The 21121-nt window shown below is 71.6% G+C and carries 20 protein-coding genes; all 20 read left to right on the top strand.

Going from position 1 to position 21121, the window contains the following annotated elements; genetic code table 11:
• The first annotated feature begins 3 nt into the window (after positions 1 to 3).
• The 20 genes from aroC to def all read left to right on the top strand — a co-directional run bounded on the left by aroC (position 4) and on the right by def (position 21121).
• Positions 4 to 1218 (top strand): chorismate synthase, encoded by a 1215-nt coding sequence (aroC, locus tag VZF99_RS07855; RefSeq protein WP_120283332.1) that lies wholly within the window; start codon positions 4 to 6, stop codon positions 1216 to 1218.
• A complete protein-coding gene (locus tag VZF99_RS07850) occupies positions 1215 to 1763 on the top strand; it encodes a shikimate kinase (RefSeq protein WP_163375808.1) in 549 nt (182 codons plus the stop codon). The genes aroC and VZF99_RS07850 overlap by 4 nt, the downstream gene beginning before the upstream one ends.
• A 47-nt stretch (positions 1764 to 1810) precedes the next feature.
• Positions 1811 to 2938 carry a 3-dehydroquinate synthase gene (aroB, locus tag VZF99_RS07845; RefSeq protein ID WP_120284301.1) on the top strand — a complete coding sequence of 376 codons (1128 nt, stop codon included), beginning with the start codon at positions 1811 to 1813 and terminating at the stop codon, positions 2936 to 2938.
• Positions 2935 to 4035, top strand: coding sequence for a M24 family metallopeptidase (locus tag VZF99_RS07840; protein ID WP_407336042.1), 1101 nt, complete (start codon positions 2935 to 2937; stop codon positions 4033 to 4035). Before aroB ends, VZF99_RS07840 begins: the two co-directional genes overlap by 4 nt.
• A 75-nt stretch (positions 4036 to 4110) precedes the next feature.
• The gene (gene efp / locus VZF99_RS07835; protein ID WP_067717936.1) at positions 4111 to 4674 is read left to right on the top strand and encodes an elongation factor P; all 564 of its coding nucleotides are present in this window, start codon (positions 4111 to 4113) and stop codon (positions 4672 to 4674) included.
• Positions 4675 to 4676: 2 nt separating this feature from the next.
• Positions 4677 to 5255 (top strand): transcription antitermination factor NusB, encoded by a 579-nt coding sequence (nusB, locus tag VZF99_RS07830; protein WP_407336041.1) that lies wholly within the window; start codon positions 4677 to 4679, stop codon positions 5253 to 5255.
• A gap of 69 nt (positions 5256 to 5324) precedes the next feature.
• Positions 5325 to 5909, top strand: a complete 585-nt coding sequence (gene pyrR / locus VZF99_RS07825) for a bifunctional pyr operon transcriptional regulator/uracil phosphoribosyltransferase PyrR (protein ID WP_407336040.1) — start codon at positions 5325 to 5327, stop codon at positions 5907 to 5909.
• A complete protein-coding gene (locus tag VZF99_RS07820; protein ID WP_067717943.1) occupies positions 5906 to 6847 on the top strand; it encodes an aspartate carbamoyltransferase catalytic subunit in 942 nt (313 codons plus the stop codon). Before pyrR ends, VZF99_RS07820 begins: the two co-directional genes overlap by 4 nt.
• Positions 6844 to 8169 carry a dihydroorotase gene (locus tag VZF99_RS07815; protein WP_407336039.1) on the top strand — a complete coding sequence of 442 codons (1326 nt, stop codon included), beginning with the start codon at positions 6844 to 6846 and terminating at the stop codon, positions 8167 to 8169. The genes VZF99_RS07820 and VZF99_RS07815 overlap by 4 nt, the downstream gene beginning before the upstream one ends.
• Positions 8166 to 8714, top strand: a complete 549-nt coding sequence (locus VZF99_RS07810; RefSeq protein ID WP_067717949.1) for a hypothetical protein — start codon at positions 8166 to 8168, stop codon at positions 8712 to 8714. The genes VZF99_RS07815 and VZF99_RS07810 overlap by 4 nt, the downstream gene beginning before the upstream one ends.
• The gene (gene carA, locus VZF99_RS07805; RefSeq protein WP_407336038.1) at positions 8711 to 9919 is read left to right on the top strand and encodes a glutamine-hydrolyzing carbamoyl-phosphate synthase small subunit; all 1209 of its coding nucleotides are present in this window, start codon (positions 8711 to 8713) and stop codon (positions 9917 to 9919) included. The genes VZF99_RS07810 and carA overlap by 4 nt, the downstream gene beginning before the upstream one ends.
• On the top strand, positions 9919 to 13281 hold the full coding sequence (gene carB, locus VZF99_RS07800; protein ID WP_407336037.1) for a carbamoyl-phosphate synthase large subunit: 3363 nt from the start codon (positions 9919 to 9921) through the stop codon (positions 13279 to 13281). The genes carA and carB overlap by 1 nt, the downstream gene beginning before the upstream one ends.
• Entirely contained in the window at positions 13278 to 14123 is an 846-nt protein-coding gene (pyrF, locus tag VZF99_RS07795; RefSeq protein ID WP_407336036.1) for an orotidine-5'-phosphate decarboxylase, read from the top strand. The genes carB and pyrF overlap by 4 nt, the downstream gene beginning before the upstream one ends.
• Positions 14124 to 14535: 412 nt before the next feature.
• A complete protein-coding gene (gene mihF / locus VZF99_RS07790) occupies positions 14536 to 14859 on the top strand; it encodes an integration host factor, actinobacterial type (RefSeq protein ID WP_007631925.1) in 324 nt (107 codons plus the stop codon).
• Between the two features lie 7 nt (positions 14860 to 14866).
• Positions 14867 to 15469, top strand: a complete 603-nt coding sequence (gene gmk, locus VZF99_RS07785; protein ID WP_119192949.1) for a guanylate kinase — start codon at positions 14867 to 14869, stop codon at positions 15467 to 15469.
• 72 nt (positions 15470 to 15541) lie between these two features.
• The gene (gene rpoZ, locus VZF99_RS07780; protein ID WP_061228655.1) at positions 15542 to 15826 is read left to right on the top strand and encodes a DNA-directed RNA polymerase subunit omega; all 285 of its coding nucleotides are present in this window, start codon (positions 15542 to 15544) and stop codon (positions 15824 to 15826) included.
• Positions 15823 to 17103, top strand: coding sequence for a bifunctional phosphopantothenoylcysteine decarboxylase/phosphopantothenate--cysteine ligase CoaBC (coaBC, locus tag VZF99_RS07775; protein WP_407336035.1), 1281 nt, complete (start codon positions 15823 to 15825; stop codon positions 17101 to 17103). The genes rpoZ and coaBC overlap by 4 nt, the downstream gene beginning before the upstream one ends.
• A gap of 60 nt (positions 17104 to 17163) precedes the next feature.
• The gene (gene metK, locus VZF99_RS07770; RefSeq protein WP_407336034.1) at positions 17164 to 18375 is read left to right on the top strand and encodes a methionine adenosyltransferase; all 1212 of its coding nucleotides are present in this window, start codon (positions 17164 to 17166) and stop codon (positions 18373 to 18375) included.
• Positions 18376 to 18419: 44 nt separating this feature from the next.
• A complete protein-coding gene (locus VZF99_RS07765) occupies positions 18420 to 20465 on the top strand; it encodes a primosomal protein N' (RefSeq protein WP_407336033.1) in 2046 nt (681 codons plus the stop codon).
• A gap of 101 nt (positions 20466 to 20566) precedes the next feature.
• Positions 20567 to 21121: a peptide deformylase gene (def, locus tag VZF99_RS07760; RefSeq protein WP_407336032.1), complete on the top strand. Its 555-nt coding sequence runs from the start codon at positions 20567 to 20569 to the stop codon at positions 21119 to 21121.

Raw genomic sequence — 21121 nt, 5'->3', positions numbered from 1 at the left:
GGGATGATCGGCGACGTGCTGAAGTGGACCACTGCCGGAGAATCGCACGGCCAGGCCCTGGTGACGATCGTCGAGGGTGTGATCGCCGGGGTCGAGGTGACGAGCGACGAGATCGCCTCGCAACTCGCCCGCCGTCGCCTGGGCTACGGCCGCGGGGCGCGGATGAAGTTCGAGGCGGACGCCGTCCGGGTCCTCGGCGGCGTCCGCCACGGCCGGACCATGGGATCGCCGGTGGCGATCGAGGTCGGCAACACCGAGTGGCCCAAGTGGGAGCAGATCATGTCGGCGGACCCCGTCGACCCGGAGGCGATCGACGACAAGGCCCGCGCCGCCCGCCTGACCCGCCCGCGGCCCGGTCACGCCGACTTCTCCGGGATGCTCAAGTACGACTTCGACGACGCCCGGATGGTCCTCGAGCGCGCGAGCGCCCGGGAGACCGCCGCACGGGTCGCGGCCGGGACGGTCGCCCGTGCGGTGCTGCGGGACGTCCTCGGCGTCGAGGTCCTCTCGCACGTCATCTCCATCGGCGCGTCCGAGCCGTACGTCGGGCCCGAACCCGGGTACGCGGACCTCGAGGACATCGACGCCAGCCCTGTGCGGGCCTTCGATGCCGCCGCCGCGGAGTCGATGATCGCCGAGATCGAGGCCGCGAAGAAGGCCGGGGACACCCTCGGTGGCGTGGTCGAGGTGGTCGTCCACGGCCTCCCGATCGGTCTCGGCTCCCACGTGTCCGGCGACGATCGTCTCGACGCACAGCTCGCCGGCGCCCTCATGGGCATCCAGGCCATCAAGGGCGTCGAGGTCGGGGACGGCTTCGAGACCGCGCGCCGCCGTGGCAGCGTCGCCCACGACGAGATGGTCCGCGGGGACGACGGCGTCGAGCGCCGCAGCAACCGCGCCGGGGGCCTCGAGGGCGGCATGACCAACGGTCAGCCCCTCCGGGTACGGGCCGCGATGAAGCCCATCTCCACGGTGCCCCGTGCGCTGAGCACGGTGGACATGGAGGACGGATCCGCGGCCACCGCCATCCACCAGCGCTCGGACGTGTGTGCGGTTCCGGCGGCGGGCGTCGTCGCGGAGTCGATGGTCGCCCTAGTGCTGGCCCGCGCGGTCCTGCAGAAATTCGGTGGCGACTCGCTGGCGGAGACCCGCCGGAACGTCGGGGGATACCTCGACGCGGTCGCCGAGCGGCTGGACTGGGCGACGGACGAGGCATGAGCGAGCCGGCACGGCCGGTCGCCGTGCTCGTGGGGCCACCCGGTGCCGGCAAGACGACCATCGGCCGCAAACTCGCCCGGCGGCTCGACGTGCCGTTCCGCGACGCCGACCACCTCATCGAAGAGGCCGAGGGCCGGTCCATCCCCGAGATCTTCGCCTCCGACGGCGAGCCGCACTTCCGCGAGATCGAGGAGCGGATCATCGGTGACGCGCTCACATCGTTCGACGGGGTCCTGTCCCTGGGGGGCGGGGCGGTCCTGTCGGCGGTGACCCGGCGACGCCTGCGAGGCCACCGGGTCGTCCACCTCACGATCGGGGTGGCGGAGGGGGTGCGCCGATCCCAGGGTCCGGGTCGCCCGCTCCTGGCCGGGGGCGACGTCACAGCCCGGTACCAGGCACTGCTGACCGAACGCTCGCCGCTGTACCGGGAGGTCGCCTGGACCACCGTGAGCACCGAGCGGCGCAGTTCGGGCAAGGTGGTGACGGACATCGTCGACAGGCTCGACTCCGGCGACCCGCACCTGCGGGGCGGCGTTCGGAGATGAGTGACGACCAGACGCGTAGCGACACAAGCGATGAGCGGGAGCAGCAGATGAACCAGGACGAGAACACCACCGAGCCCGTCGTCGTGGAGGTGCGCGCCGCGGACCCGTACCCCGTGGTCATCGGCCGGGGCCTGCTCCCGGAGATCCTCGAGGCGTGTTCGTCCTCGCGAACCGTGGCGATCTTCTACCAACCGCCGCTGGCCCAGACCGCCGAGGCGCTCCGCGAGAAGCTCGCCGACGCCGGCATCGACGCCCACCGGATCGAGATCCCGGACGCGGAGGCCGGCAAGGACCTCGCCGTCGCCGGGTACTGCTGGGACGTCCTGGGCCAGATCGGGTTGAACCGCAAGGACACCGTCGTGAGCCTCGGCGGGGGCGCGGCCACCGACCTCGCCGGCTTCGTCGCCGCCACCTGGATGCGTGGCGTCCGGGTCGTACACATCCCCACCACCCTGCTGGCGATGGTCGACGCCGCGGTCGGTGGCAAGACCGGAATCAACACCGATGCCGGGAAGAACCTGGTGGGCTGCTTCCACGAGCCCGCCGCCGTGTTCATCGACACCGCGACGCTCGAGACCGTCCCGCACAACGAGTTGGTCTCCGGAATGGCCGAGGTGGTCAAGTGCGGTTTCATCGCCGACCCGGAGATCCTCGACCTCATCGAGGCGGATCCCGCTGCGGCGCTCGATCCGGGCGGCGACACGATCGTCGAGCTCATCCGCCGCAGCGTGCAGGTCAAGGCCGACGTGGTCGGCCAGGACCTCAAGGAGTCCGGCCTGCGGGAGATCCTCAACTACGGCCACACCCTCGGCCACGCCGTGGAGCGTCGCGAGCAGTACCGGTGGCGTCACGGCGCGGCGATCAGCGTCGGGATGTGCTTCGTCGCCGAGCTCGCCAGGCTGGCGGGCCGACTGGACGACGCGACGGCGGACCGTCACGCCTCCGTCCTCGCGTCCCTCGGACTTCCCACCGGGTACGACGAGGACGCCTTCCCGCGGTTGCTCGAGCTGATGGCCGGCGACAAGAAGAACCACTCGGGTTTCCTGCGCCTTGTCGTGCTGGACGGACTGGCCCGCCCGTCGCGCATGGAGGCCCCGGACCCGTCGCTCATGACGGCGGCGTACGCCACCATCTCGGAGGGCCGCAAGCCCAGCGGTGGAGGGATCCTGCTGTGATCGAGCGTCTCGCCCCACGTCGCCGCGCCGTCGCCGCCGCCCTCGCCGACGTCGGTGCCGACGCCCTGTTGGTGACCGATCCACGGAACATCGCCTACCTGACCGGGTTCTCCGGGTCGGGTGGGGCCGTCCTGGTGGAGGACGACGGCGAGGCGGTCCTCTGCACGGATTCCCGCTACGAACTCCAGGTCGTCGAGCAGGCCCCGGACGTGGGCCACGTGATCTCGCGCGAGTACGTCGCCGGCGTCCTCGGTCGTCGTCGCGGACCCGCCGACGCCCCTCTCGCCGTCGAGGCCGATCAGCTGACCCTGTCCGCGGCCGCCGGCCTGCGCCGTGCGCTCGCGGCGACCGGGGGAGCGGACGCCCGGATAGTGGAGACCAGCGGGCTGGTGGAGACGGTGCGCCGCGGCAAGGATCCCGACGAGCTCGCCCTCATCGCCAGGGCGTGCACGGTGGTCGACGAGGCGTGGACCCACGTGCTGGGCAGCGACCTGGTGGCGGCCGGTCGGACCGAACGAGAGGTCGCGGCGGACCTGGAGCACGCGATGCGGCGGGCCGGTTCGGACGGCGTGGCGTTCGAGACGATCGTGGCCTCCGGACCCAACGGAGCGCACCCGCACCACGTTCCCGGGGACCGGGTCCTGGCGGAGGGCGACCTGGTGGTGGTGGACTTCGGAGCCACGGTCTCGGGGTACGCGTCCGACTGCACCCGCACGGTCGCGTTGGGGACCGCCCCGGACCGTCTGGTGGAGGCCTACGAGGTCGTCCGCCGAGCTCAGATCGCGGGGGTCGAGGCCGTCCGCGCCGGCGTCCCGTGCGCCGAGCTCGACGCCGTCAGCCGCGACATCATCACCGACGCCGGGTTCGGCGACCACTTCGGCCACTCGCTGGGGCACGGGGTGGGGTTGGACGTGCACGAAGCGCCCGCGGTGTCGACCCGGTCCACGAGTACACTGTCCGACGGCGATGTGATCACCATCGAGCCGGGGATCTACCTCCCGGGCCTCGGCGGGATCCGAATCGAGGACACCGTGGCCGTCACCGGCGGTGGCGGACGGTCCCTGACCACCACGTCGAAGGACCTCAGGGTGCTCTGAGGATCCGACCCACGATCATGCGCGCGACGCCGCCCCCGGCTGCGGCGCGGACGACTTCCCGAAGGAGTACCGACTATGGCGTCCACCGCCGATTTCAAGAACGGCCTCGTCCTCAAGGAGGAGGGCCAACTCTGGCAGATCACCGAGTTCCAGCACGTCAAGCCCGGCAAGGGCCCCGCGTTCGTGCGGACCAAGATGAAGAACGTGGTCAGCGGCAAGACCATCGACAAGACGTTCAGTGCCGGCGTGAAGGTGGAGACCGCGACCGTCGACCGGCGCGACATGACCTTCCTCTACCGCGACGGCGAGGACTACGTCCTCATGGACGAGAAGGACTTCGAGCAGATCAACGTCACCCCGACCGTGATGGGTGACGGTGCCCGCTTCCTGCTCGAGAACACCTCGGTCCAGGTCTCCATCCACGAGGGTGTCCCGCTGTTCGCCGAGATGCCGGTCGCCGTCGACCTGCTGGTCCAGCACACCGACCCGGGCCTGCAGGGCGACCGTTCGACCGGTGGCACCAAGCCGGCGACCCTCGAGACGGGTGCCGAGGTCCAGGTGCCGCTGTTCATCAACACCGGCGACAAGCTGCGCATCGACACCCGTGACGGCCGCTACCTCAGCCGGGTGAACGACTGATCATGTCGGAAGACGTCGACCACCGCCGTCGCGGATCACGTTACCGGGCGCGTAGGCGCGCGGTCTCGCTGCTGTTCGAGGCGGAGCTACGTGACGCGGACGTGGTGGCGCTCGCCGAGGAGCGGCGGCAGATGGGCGAGGACTCCCAGGAGTTCCACGACGTCGCGCCCTACACGATGGAGATCGTCACCGGCGTCGCCGAGCGGCTCGACCGCCTCGACTCCACCATCACCGAGCACCTGAGGGAGTGGACGCTGGAGCGGCTGCCCGCCGTCGACCGCGCGGTCCTGCGCGCCGGTGCGTGGGAACTGCTCTTCGGCTCGGACGAGGTGGACGCCGCCGTCGTGATCGACCAGGCGGTCCTTCTGGTGTCCGACCTGTCCGCGGAGAAGTCGGTTCCGTACGTCAACGCGGTCCTCGACCGCGTGGCCGGCCTGGCCCAGCACATCAGGGCCGCCGAGCGGGCCGTGGCGGGCCTGGACACCCCGCCCGCCGACGCTGCCTCCGAGGCCGCCGGCGACGAGCCCGGAGACGTGTCGGAGGCCACGTCCGCCGATCCCGGAACGGACACCGGGGACTGATAGAGTTCGGGACCGAAAGCTATCCCTTTAACGAGCCGTCCAGCGAGGCGGACAAGGAGGTGGTGATCGGTGAGCGCTGACGGTTCGCAAGAGAACTCGGTGTCACTCTTCACGTCCGACGACGTCGCCAGGACGGTGTCCCGCCTGGCACATCAGATCATCGAACGCACTGCCGCGGACGCGCCCGATTCGGGCCCCGTGGTGCTGCTCGGAATCCCCACCCGCGGGGTGCCGCTCGCCGCCCGACTCGCCGAGAGGATCCGTGAGTTCAGCGGCGCGGACGTCCACGCCGGGGCCCTCGACGTCACGCTCTACCGCGACGACCTCGTCGGGGGCCCGCACCGGCCGATGAACCCCACGCGGGTCCCGTCGGCCGGGATCGCCGGCGCGACGGTGATCCTCGTGGATGACGTCCTGTTCTCGGGCCGGACCATCCGCGCGGCGTTCGACGCCCTGCGCGACCTCGGTCGACCGGCGCGGGTCCAGCTCGCCGTGCTGGTCGACCGCGGGCATCGTGAACTGCCGATCCGGGCCGACTACGTGGGCAAGAACGTCCCCACCTCCCGCGACGAGGGGGTGTCCGTCCGGCTCACCGAGGTCGACGGGGTCGACGCCGTGGTCCTGCGGCGTCCGGACGCGGAGAGGACGAGATGAAGCACCTGCTCTCGGCCGCCGACCTCGACCGCGACTCGGCCCTGTCCATCCTCGACGAGGCGGAACGACTCAAGGAGACGCTCCTCGGTCGCGAGGTCCGCAAGTTGCCGACACTGCGGGGCAAGACCGTCCTCACCGTGTTCTACGAGAACTCCACCCGCACGCGGGTGTCGTTCGAGACGGCCGGCAAGTGGATGAGCGCGGACGTCATCAACGTCTCCGCCAGCGCCTCCTCGGTCCAGAAGGGCGAGTCGTTGCGTGACACGGCGCTCACCCTGACCGCCATCGGCGCGGACGCCCTCATCGTGCGTCACCCCGCCTCCGGGTCCGCTCAGCAGATCGCCGGGTGGGTCGCGCCGGGTGGCGTCGGCCCGTCGGTCATCAACGCCGGTGACGGGATGCACGAGCACCCCACCCAGGCCCTGCTCGACGCCATGACCCTGCGTGAACGCCTCGGCGGGATAGACGGACGCCGGGTGGTGATCGTCGGGGACATCCTGCACTCGCGCGTCGCCCGGTCCAACGCCCTGTTGCTGTCCACGTTGGGCGCCGAGGTGGTCCTCGTCGCCCCGCCGACCCTGCTCCCGGTGGGAGTCGACGGCTGGCCGGTCCGCGCGTCGACCGACCTCGACGCGGAGTTGGACGGTGCGGACGCCGTCATGATGCTGCGCGTCCAGGCCGAGCGGATGAACGGTGGGTTCTTCCCGTCCGCCCGCGAATACGCGGTGCGCTACGGGCTCGGGCCGACGCGCGCCGCCCGGCTCCGCGACGACGTCGTGGTCCTGCACCCGGGTCCGATGGTCCGTGGGATGGAGATCGGCTTCGACACCGCCGACGCGCCGTCCTCCGCGATCCTCCAGCAGGTCACCAACGGCGTGCACGTGCGCATGTCGGTCCTGCTCCACACTCTCGTCACGGCGGAAGGAACCCCTGAGTGAGCGCCCCCCACACACCGACCCTGTTGCTACGGCGGGTGCGTCCCTACGGCGAGGGCGACCCGGTCGACGTCCTCGTCCGCGACGGCGTCGTCGCCGCGATCGGTCCGGACGCGGGCGGGTCCGTGGACCTGTCCGCGCCGGGCACCGAGGTCCTCGATGCGGACGACGCCGTACTGCTGCCGGGGTTCGTCGACCTGCACACCCACCTGCGTGAACCCGGTCGCGAGGACACCGAGACCATCGCCTCGGGTTCTGCCGCCGCGGCCCGCGGGGGGTACACGGCGGTGTTCGCCATGGCCAACACCCAGCCCCCGCAGGACAACCAGACGGTGACCGACTCGGTCTGGCGGATCGGCCGCGAGGTCGGACTGTGCGACGTGCACCCCGTCGGCGCCGTCACCGTGGGTCTCCAGGGTGAGCAGCTCACCGAGATGGGGCAGATGGCCGCGGGGGAGGCCCGCGTCAGGGTGTTCTCCGACGACGGGATGTGCGTCCACGACCCGCTGGTGATGCGTCGAGCCCTGGAGTACTCGGCCGGATTGGGCGTCCTCGTCGCCCAGCACGCTGAGGAACCCCGGCTCACCGGCGGCGCCGTGGCCCACGAGGGGCCCCACGCCGCACGCCTGGGACTGACCGGATGGCCGCGGTCGGCGGAGGAATCGATCGTCGCCCGGGACGCGATCCTGGCCCGCGACGCCGGCGCCCGCGTGCACATCTGCCACGCCTCCACGACCGGCACCGTCGAACTGCTGCGGTGGGCCAAGGACCAGGGGATCTCGATCACCGCCGAGGTCACCCCGCACCACCTGCTCCTCGACGACTCCCGGCTCGAGACCTACGACGGCGTCTACCGGGTCAACCCGCCCCTGCGCGAGGCACACGACACCCTCGCGCTGCGCGAGGCGCTGAGGTCCGGCGTGATCGACTGCGTCGCCACCGACCACGCCCCGCACGCCGCGCAGGAGAAGTGCTGCGAGTTCGCCGCCGCCCGGCCGGGCATGCTCGGACTCGAGACCGCCCTGCCGATCGTCACCGCCCTGCTGGTCGAGACCGGGGACATGACCTGGCGGGACCTCGCCCGTGTCATGAGCACCCGGCCCGCCGAGATCGCCGGCCTGTCGGACCAGGGGCGACCGATCGCCGTAGGGGAGCCCGCGAACCTCGTCGTCGTCGACCCCGACTCCCCGTGGACCGTCGTCGGCGACGCGCTCGCAAGTCTGTCCGCCAACACCCCCTACGAGGGAATGACATTCGCGGCCAGGGTCGTCGGCACCGTGTACCGGGGCCGCCTGACCACCCGCGACGGAGAGGTACTCGCATGACCCAGGACTACTGGACCGTCATCATCGTCATCGCCGTGCTGCTCGCGCTGATCGGTCTGATGACGCTGGGATGGCGGAACCGTAGCCGGTCCCAGGCCGGGCTCTTCGACGAGCTCCCCACCCCGCCCGCCGACCCGGGCGAGATCGTCCTGGGGCCGCTGACCGGTGTGTACATCGGCAGCACCGTCGCGGGGGACTGGCAGGCCCGGATCGCCCGCCCGCCCCTCGGCCACCGCTCCGCCGGCACCCTGACCGCCCACACCGGCGGCATACGCCTCGAGCTGGCCGACGCCGTCGTGTGGATCCCCCGCGCCGACCTCGTCGACGTGCGCCGCGCCTCGGCGCTGGCCAACAAGACCGTGCCCGGCGGCGGCATCCTCGTCGCGCGATGGCAGGTGACGGGCACCGACGGCCGAACGCTCGTCGACTCCGGTTTCCGGGCGGACGACAAGGACACCTACCCCCGCTGGGAGGCGCTGCGCGGAGACGCCGACCCCTCCGACACGCCCACCGACTCCAGCTCCACCACCGAGGAGAACCAGTGACACCGCACAGCACCACGCCCGCGCCGCAGGCGGGCCCGCAACCCGCCGCGCTCGTCCTCGAGGACGGACGCATCCACCGCGGCACCTCCTTCGGTGCGACCGGGACCACCCTCGGGGAGGCCGTGTTCACCACCGGCATGTCCGGCTACCAGGAGACCCTCACCGACCCCTCCTACTGCCGGCAGATCGTCGTGGCCACCGCCCCGCAGATCGGCAACACCGGCTGGAACGACGAGGACGGCGAGTCCCTCCTCGACGGTGAGGCCCGCGGGGGCCGGATCTGGGTCTCCGGCTTCGTGATCCGCGACCTGTCGCGACAGCCCTCCAACCACCGGTCCAGCCGCAGCCTCGAAGACGAGATGGCCGCCCAGGGCGTGGTCGGCATCGCCGGTATCGACACGCGCGCCGTGGTCCGCCACATCCGGGAGCTCGGGGCCATGAAGGCCGGGATCTTCTCGGGCGACGACCTGACCGACGACGAGACCATGCTCACCGCGGTCCGGGCCCAGGAGTCCATGGCCGGCGCGTCGCTGTCCGACGAGGTCTCCACGCGCGAGGCCTACGTGGTGGAGCCGGAGGGCGAGGCGTCCTACACGATCGCCGCGCTGGACCTGGGGATCAAGACCAACACCCCCCGGATGCTCACCGAGCGTGGGGTCCGCGTCCACGTCCTGCCCGCCGACTCGACGCTGCAGGACATCCTCGACCTCGGCGTCGACGGGGTGTTCCTGTCCAACGGTCCGGGCGACCCGGCGACGGCCGACCACGCGGTGCACCTCACTAAGGAGGTGCTGGGCCAGGGGATCCCCTTCTTCGGCATCTGCTTCGGAAACCAGATCCTCGGCCGGGCTCTGGGGCTGGAGACCTACAAGATGCAGTTCGGGCACCGCGGCATCAACATCCCGGTGATCGAGAAGGCCACCGGCGCCGTGGCCATCACCTCCCAGAACCACGGGTTCGCGCTGCGCGCCCCGGAGGGTGACACCTGGCAGACCCCGTGGGGCACGGCCGCCGTGACCCACGTGTGCGCCAACGACGGCACCGTCGAGGGCGTCGCCCTGGTCGACGGCAGCGCCTTCTCCGTCCAGTACCACCCCGAATCCGCGGCGGGCCCCCGGGACGCCGCCGACCTCTTCGACCGCTTCGTCAGCCTGCTCGAATCCCCCGACCTCGGCTCCGCAGACTCCAGAAAGGGTTCGAACTGATGCCCCGGCGCACAGACATCAACCACGTCCTCGTCATCGGCTCCGGGCCGATCGTCATCGGCCAGGCCTGCGAGTTCGACTACTCGGGCACCCAGGCGTGCCGCGTGCTCAAGTCCGAGGGCCTGCGTGTGACCCTGGTCAACTCCAACCCGGCCACGATCATGACCGACCCGGAGTTCGCCGACGCCACCTACGTCGAGCCCATCACGCCCGAGTTCATCGACAAGATCCTGATCAAGGAGGCCGCCGACGGCCACCCGGTGGACGCGGTGCTCGCGACCCTCGGTGGGCAGACCGCACTGAACGCGGCCATGCAGCTGGACGCCCAGGGGCTCCTCGACAAGCACGGGGTCGAGCTCATCGGCGCGGACATCCCCGCCATCAACCGCGGCGAGGACCGGCAGACCTTCAAGGACATCGTGGCCAGCGTCGGCGGCGAGTCGGCCCGCAGCGCCGTCTGCCACACGATGGAGGAGGTCCATGCCACCGTCGCCGAGCTGGGGCTGCCGGTCGTGGTCCGGCCCTCCTTCACCATGGGCGGCCTGGGCTCGGGTCTGGCCTACACCACCGAGGACCTCGAGCGCATCGCCGGCGGCGGGCTCTCCGCCTCGCCGACCGCGAACGTCCTCATCGAGGAGTCCATCCTCGGGTGGAAGGAGTACGAGCTCGAGCTGATGCGCGACAACAAGGACAACGTCGTCGTGATCTGCTCGATCGAGAACGTGGACGCCCTGGGTGTGCACACCGGCGACTCCGTCACTGTGGCGCCGTCCATGACGCTGACCGACCGCGAGTTCCAGAACATGCGCGACCTGGGCATCGCGATCATCCGCGCCGTGGGCGTGGACACCGGTGGCTGCAACATCCAGTTCGCCATCAACCCCGTCGACGGCCGCCTGGTCGTGATCGAGATGAACCCCCGGGTCTCGCGGTCCTCCGCGCTGGCCTCCAAGGCCACCGGCTTCCCGATCGCCAAGATCGCCGCACGGCTGGCGATCGGGTACTCGCTCGACGAGATCACCAACGACATCACCGGCGAGACCCCCGCGTGCTTCGAGCCGACCCTCGACTACGTGGTGGTCAAGGCGCCCCGGTTCGCCTTCGAGAAGTTCCCGGGTGCCGACGACACCCTCACCACCACCATGAAGTCGGTGGGTGAGGCCATGAGCCTGGGGCGCAACTACCGGGAGGCCCTCGGCAAGGTGATGCGGTCGCTGGAGACCAAGGCCTCGGGATTCTGGACCCTGCCCGACGAGACCATCGCACCCGGGCGCTCCACCGACGTGGATGCGGTGCTCGCCGACCTGGTCCGTCCGACCGAGGGCCGGATGTACGATGTCGAGCTGGCGCTGCGCCTGGGGGCGACGGTCCAGCAGGTCCACGAGGCCTCCGGCATCGACCCGTGGTTCCTCGAGGAGGTGGCCGAGCTCGTGGACCTGCGCCGCGAGATCGTCGACGCCGCCGTGCTGGGCGCGGACCTGCTGCGTCGGGCCAAGCACAACGGTCTGTCGGACGCGCAGATCGCCGCCCTCCGGCCCGAGTTCGCCGGTGCGGAGGGCGTGCAGCGCCTGCGCCACCGGCTGGGGATCCGGCCCGTCTACAAGACGGTCGACACGTGTGCCGCGGAGTTCGAGGCCAAGACCCCGTACCACTACTCGACCTACGAGCTCGACCCCGCCGCCGAGTCCGAGGTCGCCCCGCAGACCGAGCGCGAGAAGGTGATCATCCTCGGTTCCGGGCCCAACCGCATCGGCCAGGGCATCGAGTTCGACTACTCCTGCGTGCACGCCGCCCTGACGCTGTCCGAGGCCGGGTACGAGACGGTCATGGTCAACTGCAACCCGGAGACGGTCTCGACCGACTACGACACGGCCGACCGGCTGTACTTCGAGCCCCTGACGTTCGAGGACGTCATGGAGGTCTACCACGCCGAGTCCGTGTCCGGCACGGTCGCCGGGGTGCTGGTGCAGCTCGGTGGCCAGACCCCGCTGGGGCTGGCCGCGCAGCTCGAGGCCGCCGGCGTGCCCATTGTGGGCACCAGCCCGTCCGCGATCGACCTGGCCGAGGACCGCCGCGAGTTCGGTGAGGTGCTGGTCCGGGCGGGGCTACCGGCCCCGGCGTTCGGCACCGCGATCAACGCCGACGAGGCGACCGCCATCGCCGCCGACATCGGGTACCCGGTACTGGTGCGCCCGTCCTACGTGCTGGGCGGCCGGGGCATGGAGATCGTCTACGACGAGGGCTCCCTGCGCTCGTACATCGACCGCGCCACCGAGATCAGTCCGGACCGTCCGGTGCTGGTGGACCGCTTCCTCGACGACGCCGTGGAGATCGACGTCGACGTCCTGTGCGACGGCACCGAGGTGTACCTGGGCGGCGTCATGGAGCACATCGAGGAGGCCGGCATCCACTCCGGCGACTCCGCGTGCACGCTGCCGCCGATCACCCTCGGACAGGACGACATCGACAGGGTCCGCCGCTCCAGCGAGGCGCTGGCCATGGGCATCGGCGTCAAGGGCCTGATGAACGTGCAGTACGCCCTCAAGGACGACGTGCTCTACGTCCTCGAGGCCAACCCCCGGGCCAGCCGGACGGTGCCCTTCGTGTCCAAGGCGACCGGGGTGCACCTGGCCAAGGCGTGTGCCCGCATCATGCTGGGCGAGTCGATCGCCGACCTGCGCGCGGAGGGGCTGCTCCCGTCCGACCGGGACGGCGGCTCCCTTCCCGCGGACGCCCCCGTCGCCGTCAAGGAGGCGGTGCTGCCGTTCAACCGGTTCCGCACCCCGGAGGGCGACACCGTGGAGTCCCTGCTGAGCCCGGAGATGAAGTCGACGGGTGAGGTCATGGGCATCGGCCCGGACTTCGCCGTGGCCTTTGCCAAGGGCCAGCTGTCCGCCGACGGCGTGCTGCCGCTGTCGGGCACGGTGTTCGTCTCGGTGGCCAACCGGGACAAGCGGTCGATGGTGTTCCCGGCCCAGCGGCTGGCGGCGCTCGGGTTCACGGTGCTGGCCACCGAGGGCACGGCGCTCATGCTCCGCCGGTACGGCATCGCCTGCGAGACCGTGGCCAAGCTGACCGAGTCCGGCACCGGCCCGGTCGACGAGGACGGCCGGCCGATCCGCACGATCGTCGACCGCATCAACGCCGACGAGGTGGACCTCATCCTCAACATCGCCTCGTCGACCGGGGGCACCCGTGCCGACGGCCACGAGATCCGCTCCGCGGCGATCTCCCGCCGCGTGCCCTGCGTGACCACCGTCCAGGGCGCCACCGCGGCGGTCCACGGGATCGAGGCCATGCTGCGCGGCGACGTCAGCGTCAGCCCCCTGCAGGAGCTGCACGCCGGGTACGCGGCGCGGTGACGCCGACCGCGTCCCCGTTCGGTGCCCGCCTGCGCAGGGCGGTCGCCGAGCGGGGCAACCTCTGCGTGGGCATCGACCCCCACCCGGCGCTGCTGGAGGCGTGGGGCCTGGGCGTCGACGCGGCGGGCGTCGCGGAGTTCTGGCGGCGGTCTCTCGAGGCCTTCGGGGACCTGGTCCCCGCGGTCAAGCCCCAGGTGGCGTTCTTCGAGGAGCACGGGTCCGCCGGGTTCCGGGTCCTGGAGGAGCTCCTGGCCGCCATCGGCGAGCGCGGAGCGCTGTCGGTGGCCGACGCCAAACGGGGAGACATCGGCTCCACCATGGCCGGGTACGCCCGGGCGTGGCTGCGGGACGGGTCCCCGCTGGCCTGCGACGCGCTCACCGTGTCGCCCTACCTGGGCGTCGGCGCCCTGGACGCGGCGTTCGAGGCGGCGGCCTCCACCGGCCGGGGCCTGTTCGTCCTGGCCCGGACCTCCAACCCCGAGGCCGGGCCCCTGCAGGGCTCGGCGGGCCCCGCCGGCACGGTCGCCCAGTCCGTCGTCGACGAGGTGGCTCTGCGGAACGCCCGCGTCGGGGATGGTGCACCGGGGTCCTTCGGCGTGGTCGTCGGGGCGACGGTGACCGACCCCCCGAGGCTCGACGAGCTCTCCGGCCCGGTCCTCATGCCCGGGGTGGGGGAGCAGGGCGGCACCCTCGCCGACGTCCGCAGGATCGCCGGGCCCGCGCTCCCGCTCACCCTGGTCAACGTCTCGCGGCACGTGCTGCGCGCCGGGCCGGACGTCGACGCGATGCGCGCGACGGTCGTCGAACTCGCCGCACAGTACAGGTTCTCCGACGACTCCTGAGTCGCCGCGTTCCACACGGGTGTACGGGCGTCCCACCCGTGACGGCCGCCCGGAGCCTGGCTCGCGGGAATCGGGCGGTTCGCGTCGCGCCCCAGGACGGGCGGCGCTAGGGTGCCATACAACCTCGAACCGTCAATGCGCAGATCAGACGGGGTGCCACAGCGGGACCCCGTCTGGTACCCGGCCGGTCGGCCGCGTACTGTTGCTGAGGTCATCAGGCCCGGAGCCGTGGAAGTCCCCCTCGGGGGCGGCGGAACCGCCCGGGTACGGTGAGCACGAGGGAGCGCCCGCTCCCGGAGGTGTTCCGCAGCCCGCGGACGCGCCGGGGCCGGTCACCGCACACCAGGCGGGGGTGTCCTACGGTGGACATCCGCGTGAGTCATGAGACACACACGAACGAGACGGAGGAATTGTGGCCCTTCCCCAGTTGACCGATGAGCAGCGCGCTGCTGCTCTGGAGAAGGCGGCTGCCGCCCGTCGCGCCCGGGCTGAGCTCAAGGAGCGCCTGAAGCGTGGCGGCACCGACCTCAAGCAGGTGCTCAAGGATGCCGAGAGCGACGAGATCCTCGGCAAGATGAAGGTCTCTGCGCTGCTCGAGGCCCTGCCCAAGGTCGGCAAGGTCAAGGCTCAGGAGATCATGACCGAGCTCGAGATCGCGCCGACGCGTCGTCTGCGTGGTCTCGGTGACCGCCAGCGTCGCGCACTGCTCGAGCGGTTCGACTTCACGGTCGACTGATCGACGCATGAACACACCGTCATCCGGGGTCACCCCGGAGACGACGGCGAAGAGGGGCCGGCTGATCGTCTTGGCCGGCCCCTCCGCCGTCGGGAAGTCAACCGTCGTCGCCCGTCTCCGCGAGTGCGTCCCCGACCTCTACTTCAGCGTGTCGATGACCACACGGGACCCGCGGCCCGGGGAGGTCGACGGCCGCGACTACTACTTCGTGTCCACCGAGGACTTCCGGAAAGCCGTATCCGAGGGTCGGATGTTGGAGTGGGCGGAGATCCACCGCGGACTGCAGCTCTCCGGGACCCCCGCCGATCCGGTGCACCGCGCGCTCGAGGCGGGACGACCCGTCCTCATCGAGGTGGACCTCGCCGGGGTGCGCCAGATCCGCGAGTCGATCCCGGAGGGCAGGACCGTGTTCCTCGCCCCGCCGTCGTGGGAGGAACTCGAGGTCCGGTTGCGTGGCCGGGGCACCGAACCGCAGGACGTGGTGGACCGCCGACTCGAGACCGCGAAGGTCGAGATGGAGGCCCGCGGAGAGTTCGACGAGGTCGTCGTCAACGACGAACTCGAAAAGGCCGTGGACGAGTTGGTATCATTGCTGGTCGGCCGCGACTAGCGGCGAGCCCAGCGTCACCAGGGTGTCATCGACGACACCGACCCCAGGCAGTACCCCAGAGGAGAACCCATAGTGGCCACCACCGAAGCCGCAGCGGCCACCCCGCTGTACGACACCCCGATCGGCATCACGAACCCCCCGATCGACGAGCTGCTCGAGCGGGCGTCCTCGAAGTACGCACTCGTGATCTTCGCCGCCAAGCGGGCGCGCCAGATCAACTCGTACTACAACCAGATCGAGGAGGGCATCCTCGAGTACGTCGGCCCGCTGGTCGACCCGGGGCTGCACGAGAAGCCCCTGACCATCGCGCTGCGTGAGCTGCACTCCGACCTGCTCGATTGCGCCGAGGGCGAGTGAGCCCCTCCGGGGACGACATGCGCGGCCCGCGCGTCGTCGTCGGAGTCGGCGGCGGGATCGCCGCCTACAAAGCATGTGGCCTCATCCGGTTGCTCACCGAATCCGGATGCCACGTCGACGTCGTCCCCACAGAGGCGGCCCTGCGATTCGTCGGGTCCGCCACCTTCGAGGCGCTGTCCGGGAACCCGGTGTCCACCGGGGTGTTCTCGGACGTGCCCTCGGTCCGCCACGTCGCCCTCGGGCAACGGGCGGACCTCGTCGTCGTCGCTCCCGCCACCGCGGACCTGCTGGCCCGCGCGGCGAGCGGGCGCGCCGACGATCTCCTCACCTCCACACTCCTCACCGCCCGGTGCCCGGTGCTCCTCGCCCCGGCCATGCACACCGAGATGTGGGAGCACCCCGCGACGCGTCGCAACGTCGACACCCTCCGGGGCGACGGCATCCACGTCATGCCGCCGGCGTCCGGCCGGCTCACCGGCGCCGACACCGGCGCGGGGCGTCTACCGGAGCCCGCCGACATCGCGCGGTTGGCCCGGCTCCTCCTCGACGGCGGATCACTGCCGTGGGACCTCGCCGACACGCGCATCGTCGTCACCTCCGGAGGTACCCGTGAGGAGATCGACCCCGTGCGCTTCCTCGGTAACCGCAGCTCGGGCAAGCAGGGCCACGCGATCGCCGCGGTGGCCGCCGCCCGGGGTGCCAGGGTGACCCTGGTGACGTCCTCCGATCTGCCGACCCCGCCCGCCGTCGAGGTCGTCCACATCGAGTCCGCCCTCGAACTGCGGGAGCAGACGCTGCGCGCGGCCGCGCGGGCGGACGTGGTCGTCAAGGCCGCCGCCGTCGCCGACTTCCGGCCGACCGACGTCTCCGACTCCAAGCTCAAGAAGGGCAGCGGATCGGAGCCCGCGGAAATCCGCCTCCGGCGGAACCCGGACATCCTCGCCGACCTGGTCTCCGCGCGTGCGGCGGGGGACGTCCCGGCCGACTGCGTGCTCGTGGGTTTCGCCGCCGAGACCGGGGACGCGTCGGGCACGGTCCTCGAGCACGGCCGCGCCAAGCTCGCCCGGAAGGGGTGCGACCTCCTCGTCGTCAACGAGGTGGGACGGGACACCACCTTCGGACAGGACGTCAACGGCGGCTGGATCCTCGACTCGGGCGGCGGCGAGACGGCCCTCGAGCGCGCCAGCAAGGACCTCCTGGCCGACCGTCTACTCGACGCGATCGTGGGGATCGCTCGCGGGCGGACCGGGCGGAGTGACGCAGACCGCACCGACTAGTCTGTCCCCACGCGATCGGCAACGATCACACGCGATCCCACCATGGAAGAGAGAACCACTGTGACGCAGGCACGTCGGCTGTTCACCAGCGAGTCCGTGACCGAGGGGCATCCGGACAAGATCTGTGACGCGATCTCAGATTCGATCCTGGACGCGATGCTGGAGCAGGACCCGGCGGCCCGAGTGGCCGTGGAGACGATGGTCACCACCGGCATGGTCCACGTGGCCGGCGAGGTCAAGACCACCGGTTACGTGGAGATCCCGCAGCTCATCCGCGACAAGATCGTCGAGATCGGTTACGACTCCTCGGACAAGGGTTTCGACGGCGTCTCCTGCGGCGTGTCGATCTCGATCGGGCAGCAGTCGCCGGAGATCGCCCAGGGCGTGGACACCTCCCACGAGGCCCGCACCTCCGCAGACTCGGTCGAGGACGCCATCGCCCGCCAGGGTGCCGGCGACCAGGGCCTGATGTTCGGCTACGCCTGCTCGGACACCCCCGAGCTCATGCCACTGCCCATCGCGCTGGCCCACCGCCTCTCGCGGCGGCTGACCGAGGTGCGCAAGGACGGCACGCTGGCCTACCTGCGCCCGGACGGCAAGACCCAGGTCACCATCGAGTACGACGGCGACCGCGCGGTCCGGCTGGACACCATCGTCATCTCCACCCAGCACGCCGACGGCATCGACCTGGAGACCACCCTGCGCGACGACCTCACGCAGCACGTGATCGACCCGGTCCTGGCCGAGGCCGCCGGCGGGATCGACACCGCCGACTTCCGGCTGCTGGTCAACCCGACCGGCCGGTTCGTCCTCGGCGGCCCGATGGGCGACGCCGGCCTGACCGGACGCAAGATCATCGTCGACACCTACGGCGGCATGGCCCGCCACGGTGGCGGCGCCTTCTCCGGCAAGGACCCGTCCAAGGTGGACCGCTCCGCCGCCTACGCCATGCGCTGGGTCGCCAAGAACATCGTCGCCGCCGGCCTGGCCGAGCGCGTCGAGGTCCAGGTCGCCTACGCCATCGGCAAGGCCGCCCCGGTCGGACTGTTCGTCGAGGCGTTCGGTACCGAGAAGGTCGACATCGACCGGCTCCAGCAGGCGGTGACCGAGGTGTTCGACCTGCGGCCCGGCGCGATCATCCGCGACCTGGACCTCAAGCGTCCGATCTACGCCCCCACGGCCGCCTACGGACACTTCGGCCGCACCGACATCGACCTGCCCTGGGAGCGCACCGACCGCGTCGACGAACTCAAGCAGGCCGCCGGACTCTGACGCTGCCGCCCCGTGTGTCGTAGCGGGGTGCGAGTATTCCGGACGTGACCACCACGCGCCCAGCGACCCGGGTCGCGGCGGCCGATGCCCCCGTGGCCCGGGTCCTGCCGTTGCTCGGGGTCTTCCATCTCGACCGGGAGTTCGACTACCTGGTCCCCGAGTCCCTCTCCGCCGAGGCGGTCCCGGGGGTGCGGGTGCGGGTGAGGTTCGCCGGGCGGCTGGTCGACGGTTTCCTCGTCGAGCGGCGCGGGCAGACCGATCACCAGGGGGAACTCGCCTGGCTCGAGCGGGTCGTGTCACCCGAGCCCGTCCTCACCCCGGACCTGCTCCGGTTGGTCGACCTGGTCGCACGGCGGTGGGTGGGTATGCGCTCGGACGTGATCCGGTTGGCGATCCCGCCGCGCCACGCCGCCGCCGAGAAGTCCGTTCCCGAGCCGGGGCCGCCCCTGGGAGTGTCGGTGGGGCCGGTAGAGATGCCGGAGGGGTGGGGCGACCACCCGATGGTCGCGAGGTTCCTCGAGGCCGCGACCGGCGCCGTCCCCGCCCGCGGGGTGTGGACGGTCCCACCGGGCCGGGACTGGGCCGGTGCCCTGGCGACCCTCGCCGACTCCCTGCGCCGTCGTGGGCTCCAGGTCCTCCTGATCGTCCCGGACCAGCGGGACGTCGACCGTCTCACCGCGGCCTGTCGCGAGGTAGTCGGGGGCGGCGCGGCCGGTCGGGACCTCGTCACGGATCTGTCCGCCGGGGTCGGGCCGTCCGCCCGGTACCGACGCTGGTTGCGGGCGATCCGCGGCCACGCCCGGATCGTCGTGGGCACCCGGAGCGCGGTCTTCGCCCCCCTGCCCGAACTCGGTCTCATCGTGCTGCACGACGACGGGGACGACTCGTTCGTCGAGCCGCGTGCCCCGTATCCCCACACGCGTGACGTCGCCGCACAGCGATCGGCCCTCGAGGGCGTACCCCTGTTGCTGTCGTCGGTGGACCGGACCCCCGAGGTCGCCGAGTACGTCCGCTCCGGGTGGGCACACGAGATCCGCCCGCGCCCCGGACTGACCCGCGAGCTCGCGCCCCGCGTGGTCGCCGTGACCGACGCCGACCCGGTGCAGGCCCGCGACGTCGCGGGGGGCCGCACGAGGCTGCCCGCCGTGGCGTTGACGATGGCCCGGGAGGCGATCGACGTGGACGCCCCGGTCCTCGTACAGGTGCCCCGCAAGGGGTACATCCCCACGCTGCTGTGTGGGTCGTGCCGGACCCCGGCGCGGTGTCGCCGGTGCAGCGGCCCGCTCCGCGCCGGGCGGATGGACGAGGTCCACGGGCCGGTGGAATTGGCGTGCGGGTGGTGCGGGGCCCCCGAGCCGAGCTTCCGCTGCGTGGCCTGCGGATCGCGGGCGCTGCGGGCCGGGGTGGTGGGGGCAGGCCGCACCGCGGAAGAGCTGGGCCGGATGTTCCCCGGTGTCCGGATCCGCACGAGCGGGGGAGGGGAGATCCTGGACACCGTGCCCGCGAGCCCGGCGATCATCGTCGCCACCCCGGGAGCGGAACCCGTCGCCGAGGGCGGGTACGGGGCCGCACTGCTCCTGGACTCGTGGGCGCTTCTCGGCCGACCCGACCTGCGGGCCGTCCAGCACGCCCTGCGCCTGTGGATCGGGGCGGCCGGTCTCGTCCGTCCCGCCGACGAGGGGGGCAGGGTGTTCCTGTCCGCCGAGTCCGAGTCCGCGGTCGCCCAGGCGCTGGTCCGGTGGGATCCCCAGGGCTGGGCGGAGCGCGAACTCGCGGACCGCGCCGAGGTCGGGTTCCCGCCGGCGGTGCACATGATCGCGGTCGACGGGCCGGCCGCCGCGCTCGCCGAGGTCCTCGAGGACTTCCGCCTCACGGACAGTGTCGAGGTATTGGGTCCGGTGGATCTGCCCGCCGGGGAGGAGCTCCCTGGTCATGACGAGGTGGAGGACCCGGAGCGTGTGCTGTTCCGGGTGCCCCCGCCCGTCCTCGCCGAGGTCGCGGCGGAGCTCCGGGCACTGGTCCTCCGGCGTTCCGGACGCCGCCACAGCCACTCGGTCCGGGTTCGTCTGGACCCCGTCCACATCGGTTGACCGCCCCGCCGTGCGTCCGGCCGAGCGCCGACGACGGCGCACGCCGACGGAGCGCCTAGAATGGCCGTTCAGCACCGACGCCTGCCAGGAGACCCATACGCATGTCCGTCCATCCCGTCCGGCTCTTCGGCGACCCGGTCCTCCGGACCCCCGCCGACCCCGTCACCTCCTTCGACGACAGGCTGGCACGCACCGTGGCGGACCTCATGGACACCGTCGCGCACGAGGAGGGTGCCGGGCTCGCGGCGCCCCAGATCGGGTTGACCACCCGTGTGTTCGTCTACAGCTGCGGCGGGCGGGAGGGTCACCTGGTCAATCCCGAGTGGGAGCCGATCGGCGAGGAGAGGACCCACGTCAACGAGGGCTGCCTGTCCATCCCCGGGGTCTCCCTGCCCACCGAGCGGTTCGCCCGCGTCCGGGCGCGCGGTGTCGACGTGCACGGCGAGCCCGTCAGCTTCGAGGCCGAGGGCATTCTCGCCCGCGCCGTCCAGCATGAGACCGACCACCTGGACGGGGTGCTGTTCCTGCAGCGCCTCACCCCGGAGCGCCGACGCGAGGCGATGGCCGAGATCCGCTCGGCCAGCTGGTTCGGCAGCGCGGCGGTCAGCGGCGGCGTCATCTACGACACGCTCTCCGACGCGATGGCGGTGAGGTGA

Origin of the sequence: Dietzia kunjamensis (assembly GCF_045689975.1) — a bacterium.
Lineage (GTDB): Bacteria > Actinomycetota > Actinomycetes > Mycobacteriales > Mycobacteriaceae > Dietzia > Dietzia kunjamensis.
This window is presented reverse-complemented; position numbering and strand designations above follow the sequence as displayed.

Excerpts from the sequence above, each read along its gene's own strand:
- aroC (WP_120283332.1), top strand. The coding sequence starts at position 4 with ATGATCGGCGACGTGCTGAAGTGGACCACTGCCGGAGAATCGCACGGC.
- VZF99_RS07850 (WP_163375808.1), top strand. The coding sequence starts at position 1,215 with ATGAGCGAGCCGGCACGGCCGGTCGCCGTGCTCGTGGGGCCACCCGGT.
- aroB (WP_120284301.1), top strand. The coding sequence starts at position 1,811 with ATGAACCAGGACGAGAACACCACCGAGCCCGTCGTCGTGGAGGTGCGC.
- efp (WP_067717936.1), top strand. The coding sequence starts at position 4,111 with ATGGCGTCCACCGCCGATTTCAAGAACGGCCTCGTCCTCAAGGAGGAG.
- nusB (WP_407336041.1), top strand. The coding sequence starts at position 4,677 with ATGTCGGAAGACGTCGACCACCGCCGTCGCGGATCACGTTACCGGGCG.
- VZF99_RS07820 (WP_067717943.1), top strand. The coding sequence starts at position 5,906 with ATGAAGCACCTGCTCTCGGCCGCCGACCTCGACCGCGACTCGGCCCTG.
- VZF99_RS07810 (WP_067717949.1), top strand. The coding sequence starts at position 8,166 with ATGACCCAGGACTACTGGACCGTCATCATCGTCATCGCCGTGCTGCTC.
- carB (WP_407336037.1), top strand. The coding sequence starts at position 9,919 with ATGCCCCGGCGCACAGACATCAACCACGTCCTCGTCATCGGCTCCGGG.
- gmk (WP_119192949.1), top strand. The coding sequence starts at position 14,867 with ATGAACACACCGTCATCCGGGGTCACCCCGGAGACGACGGCGAAGAGG.
- def (WP_407336032.1), top strand. The coding sequence starts at position 20,567 with ATGTCCGTCCATCCCGTCCGGCTCTTCGGCGACCCGGTCCTCCGGACC.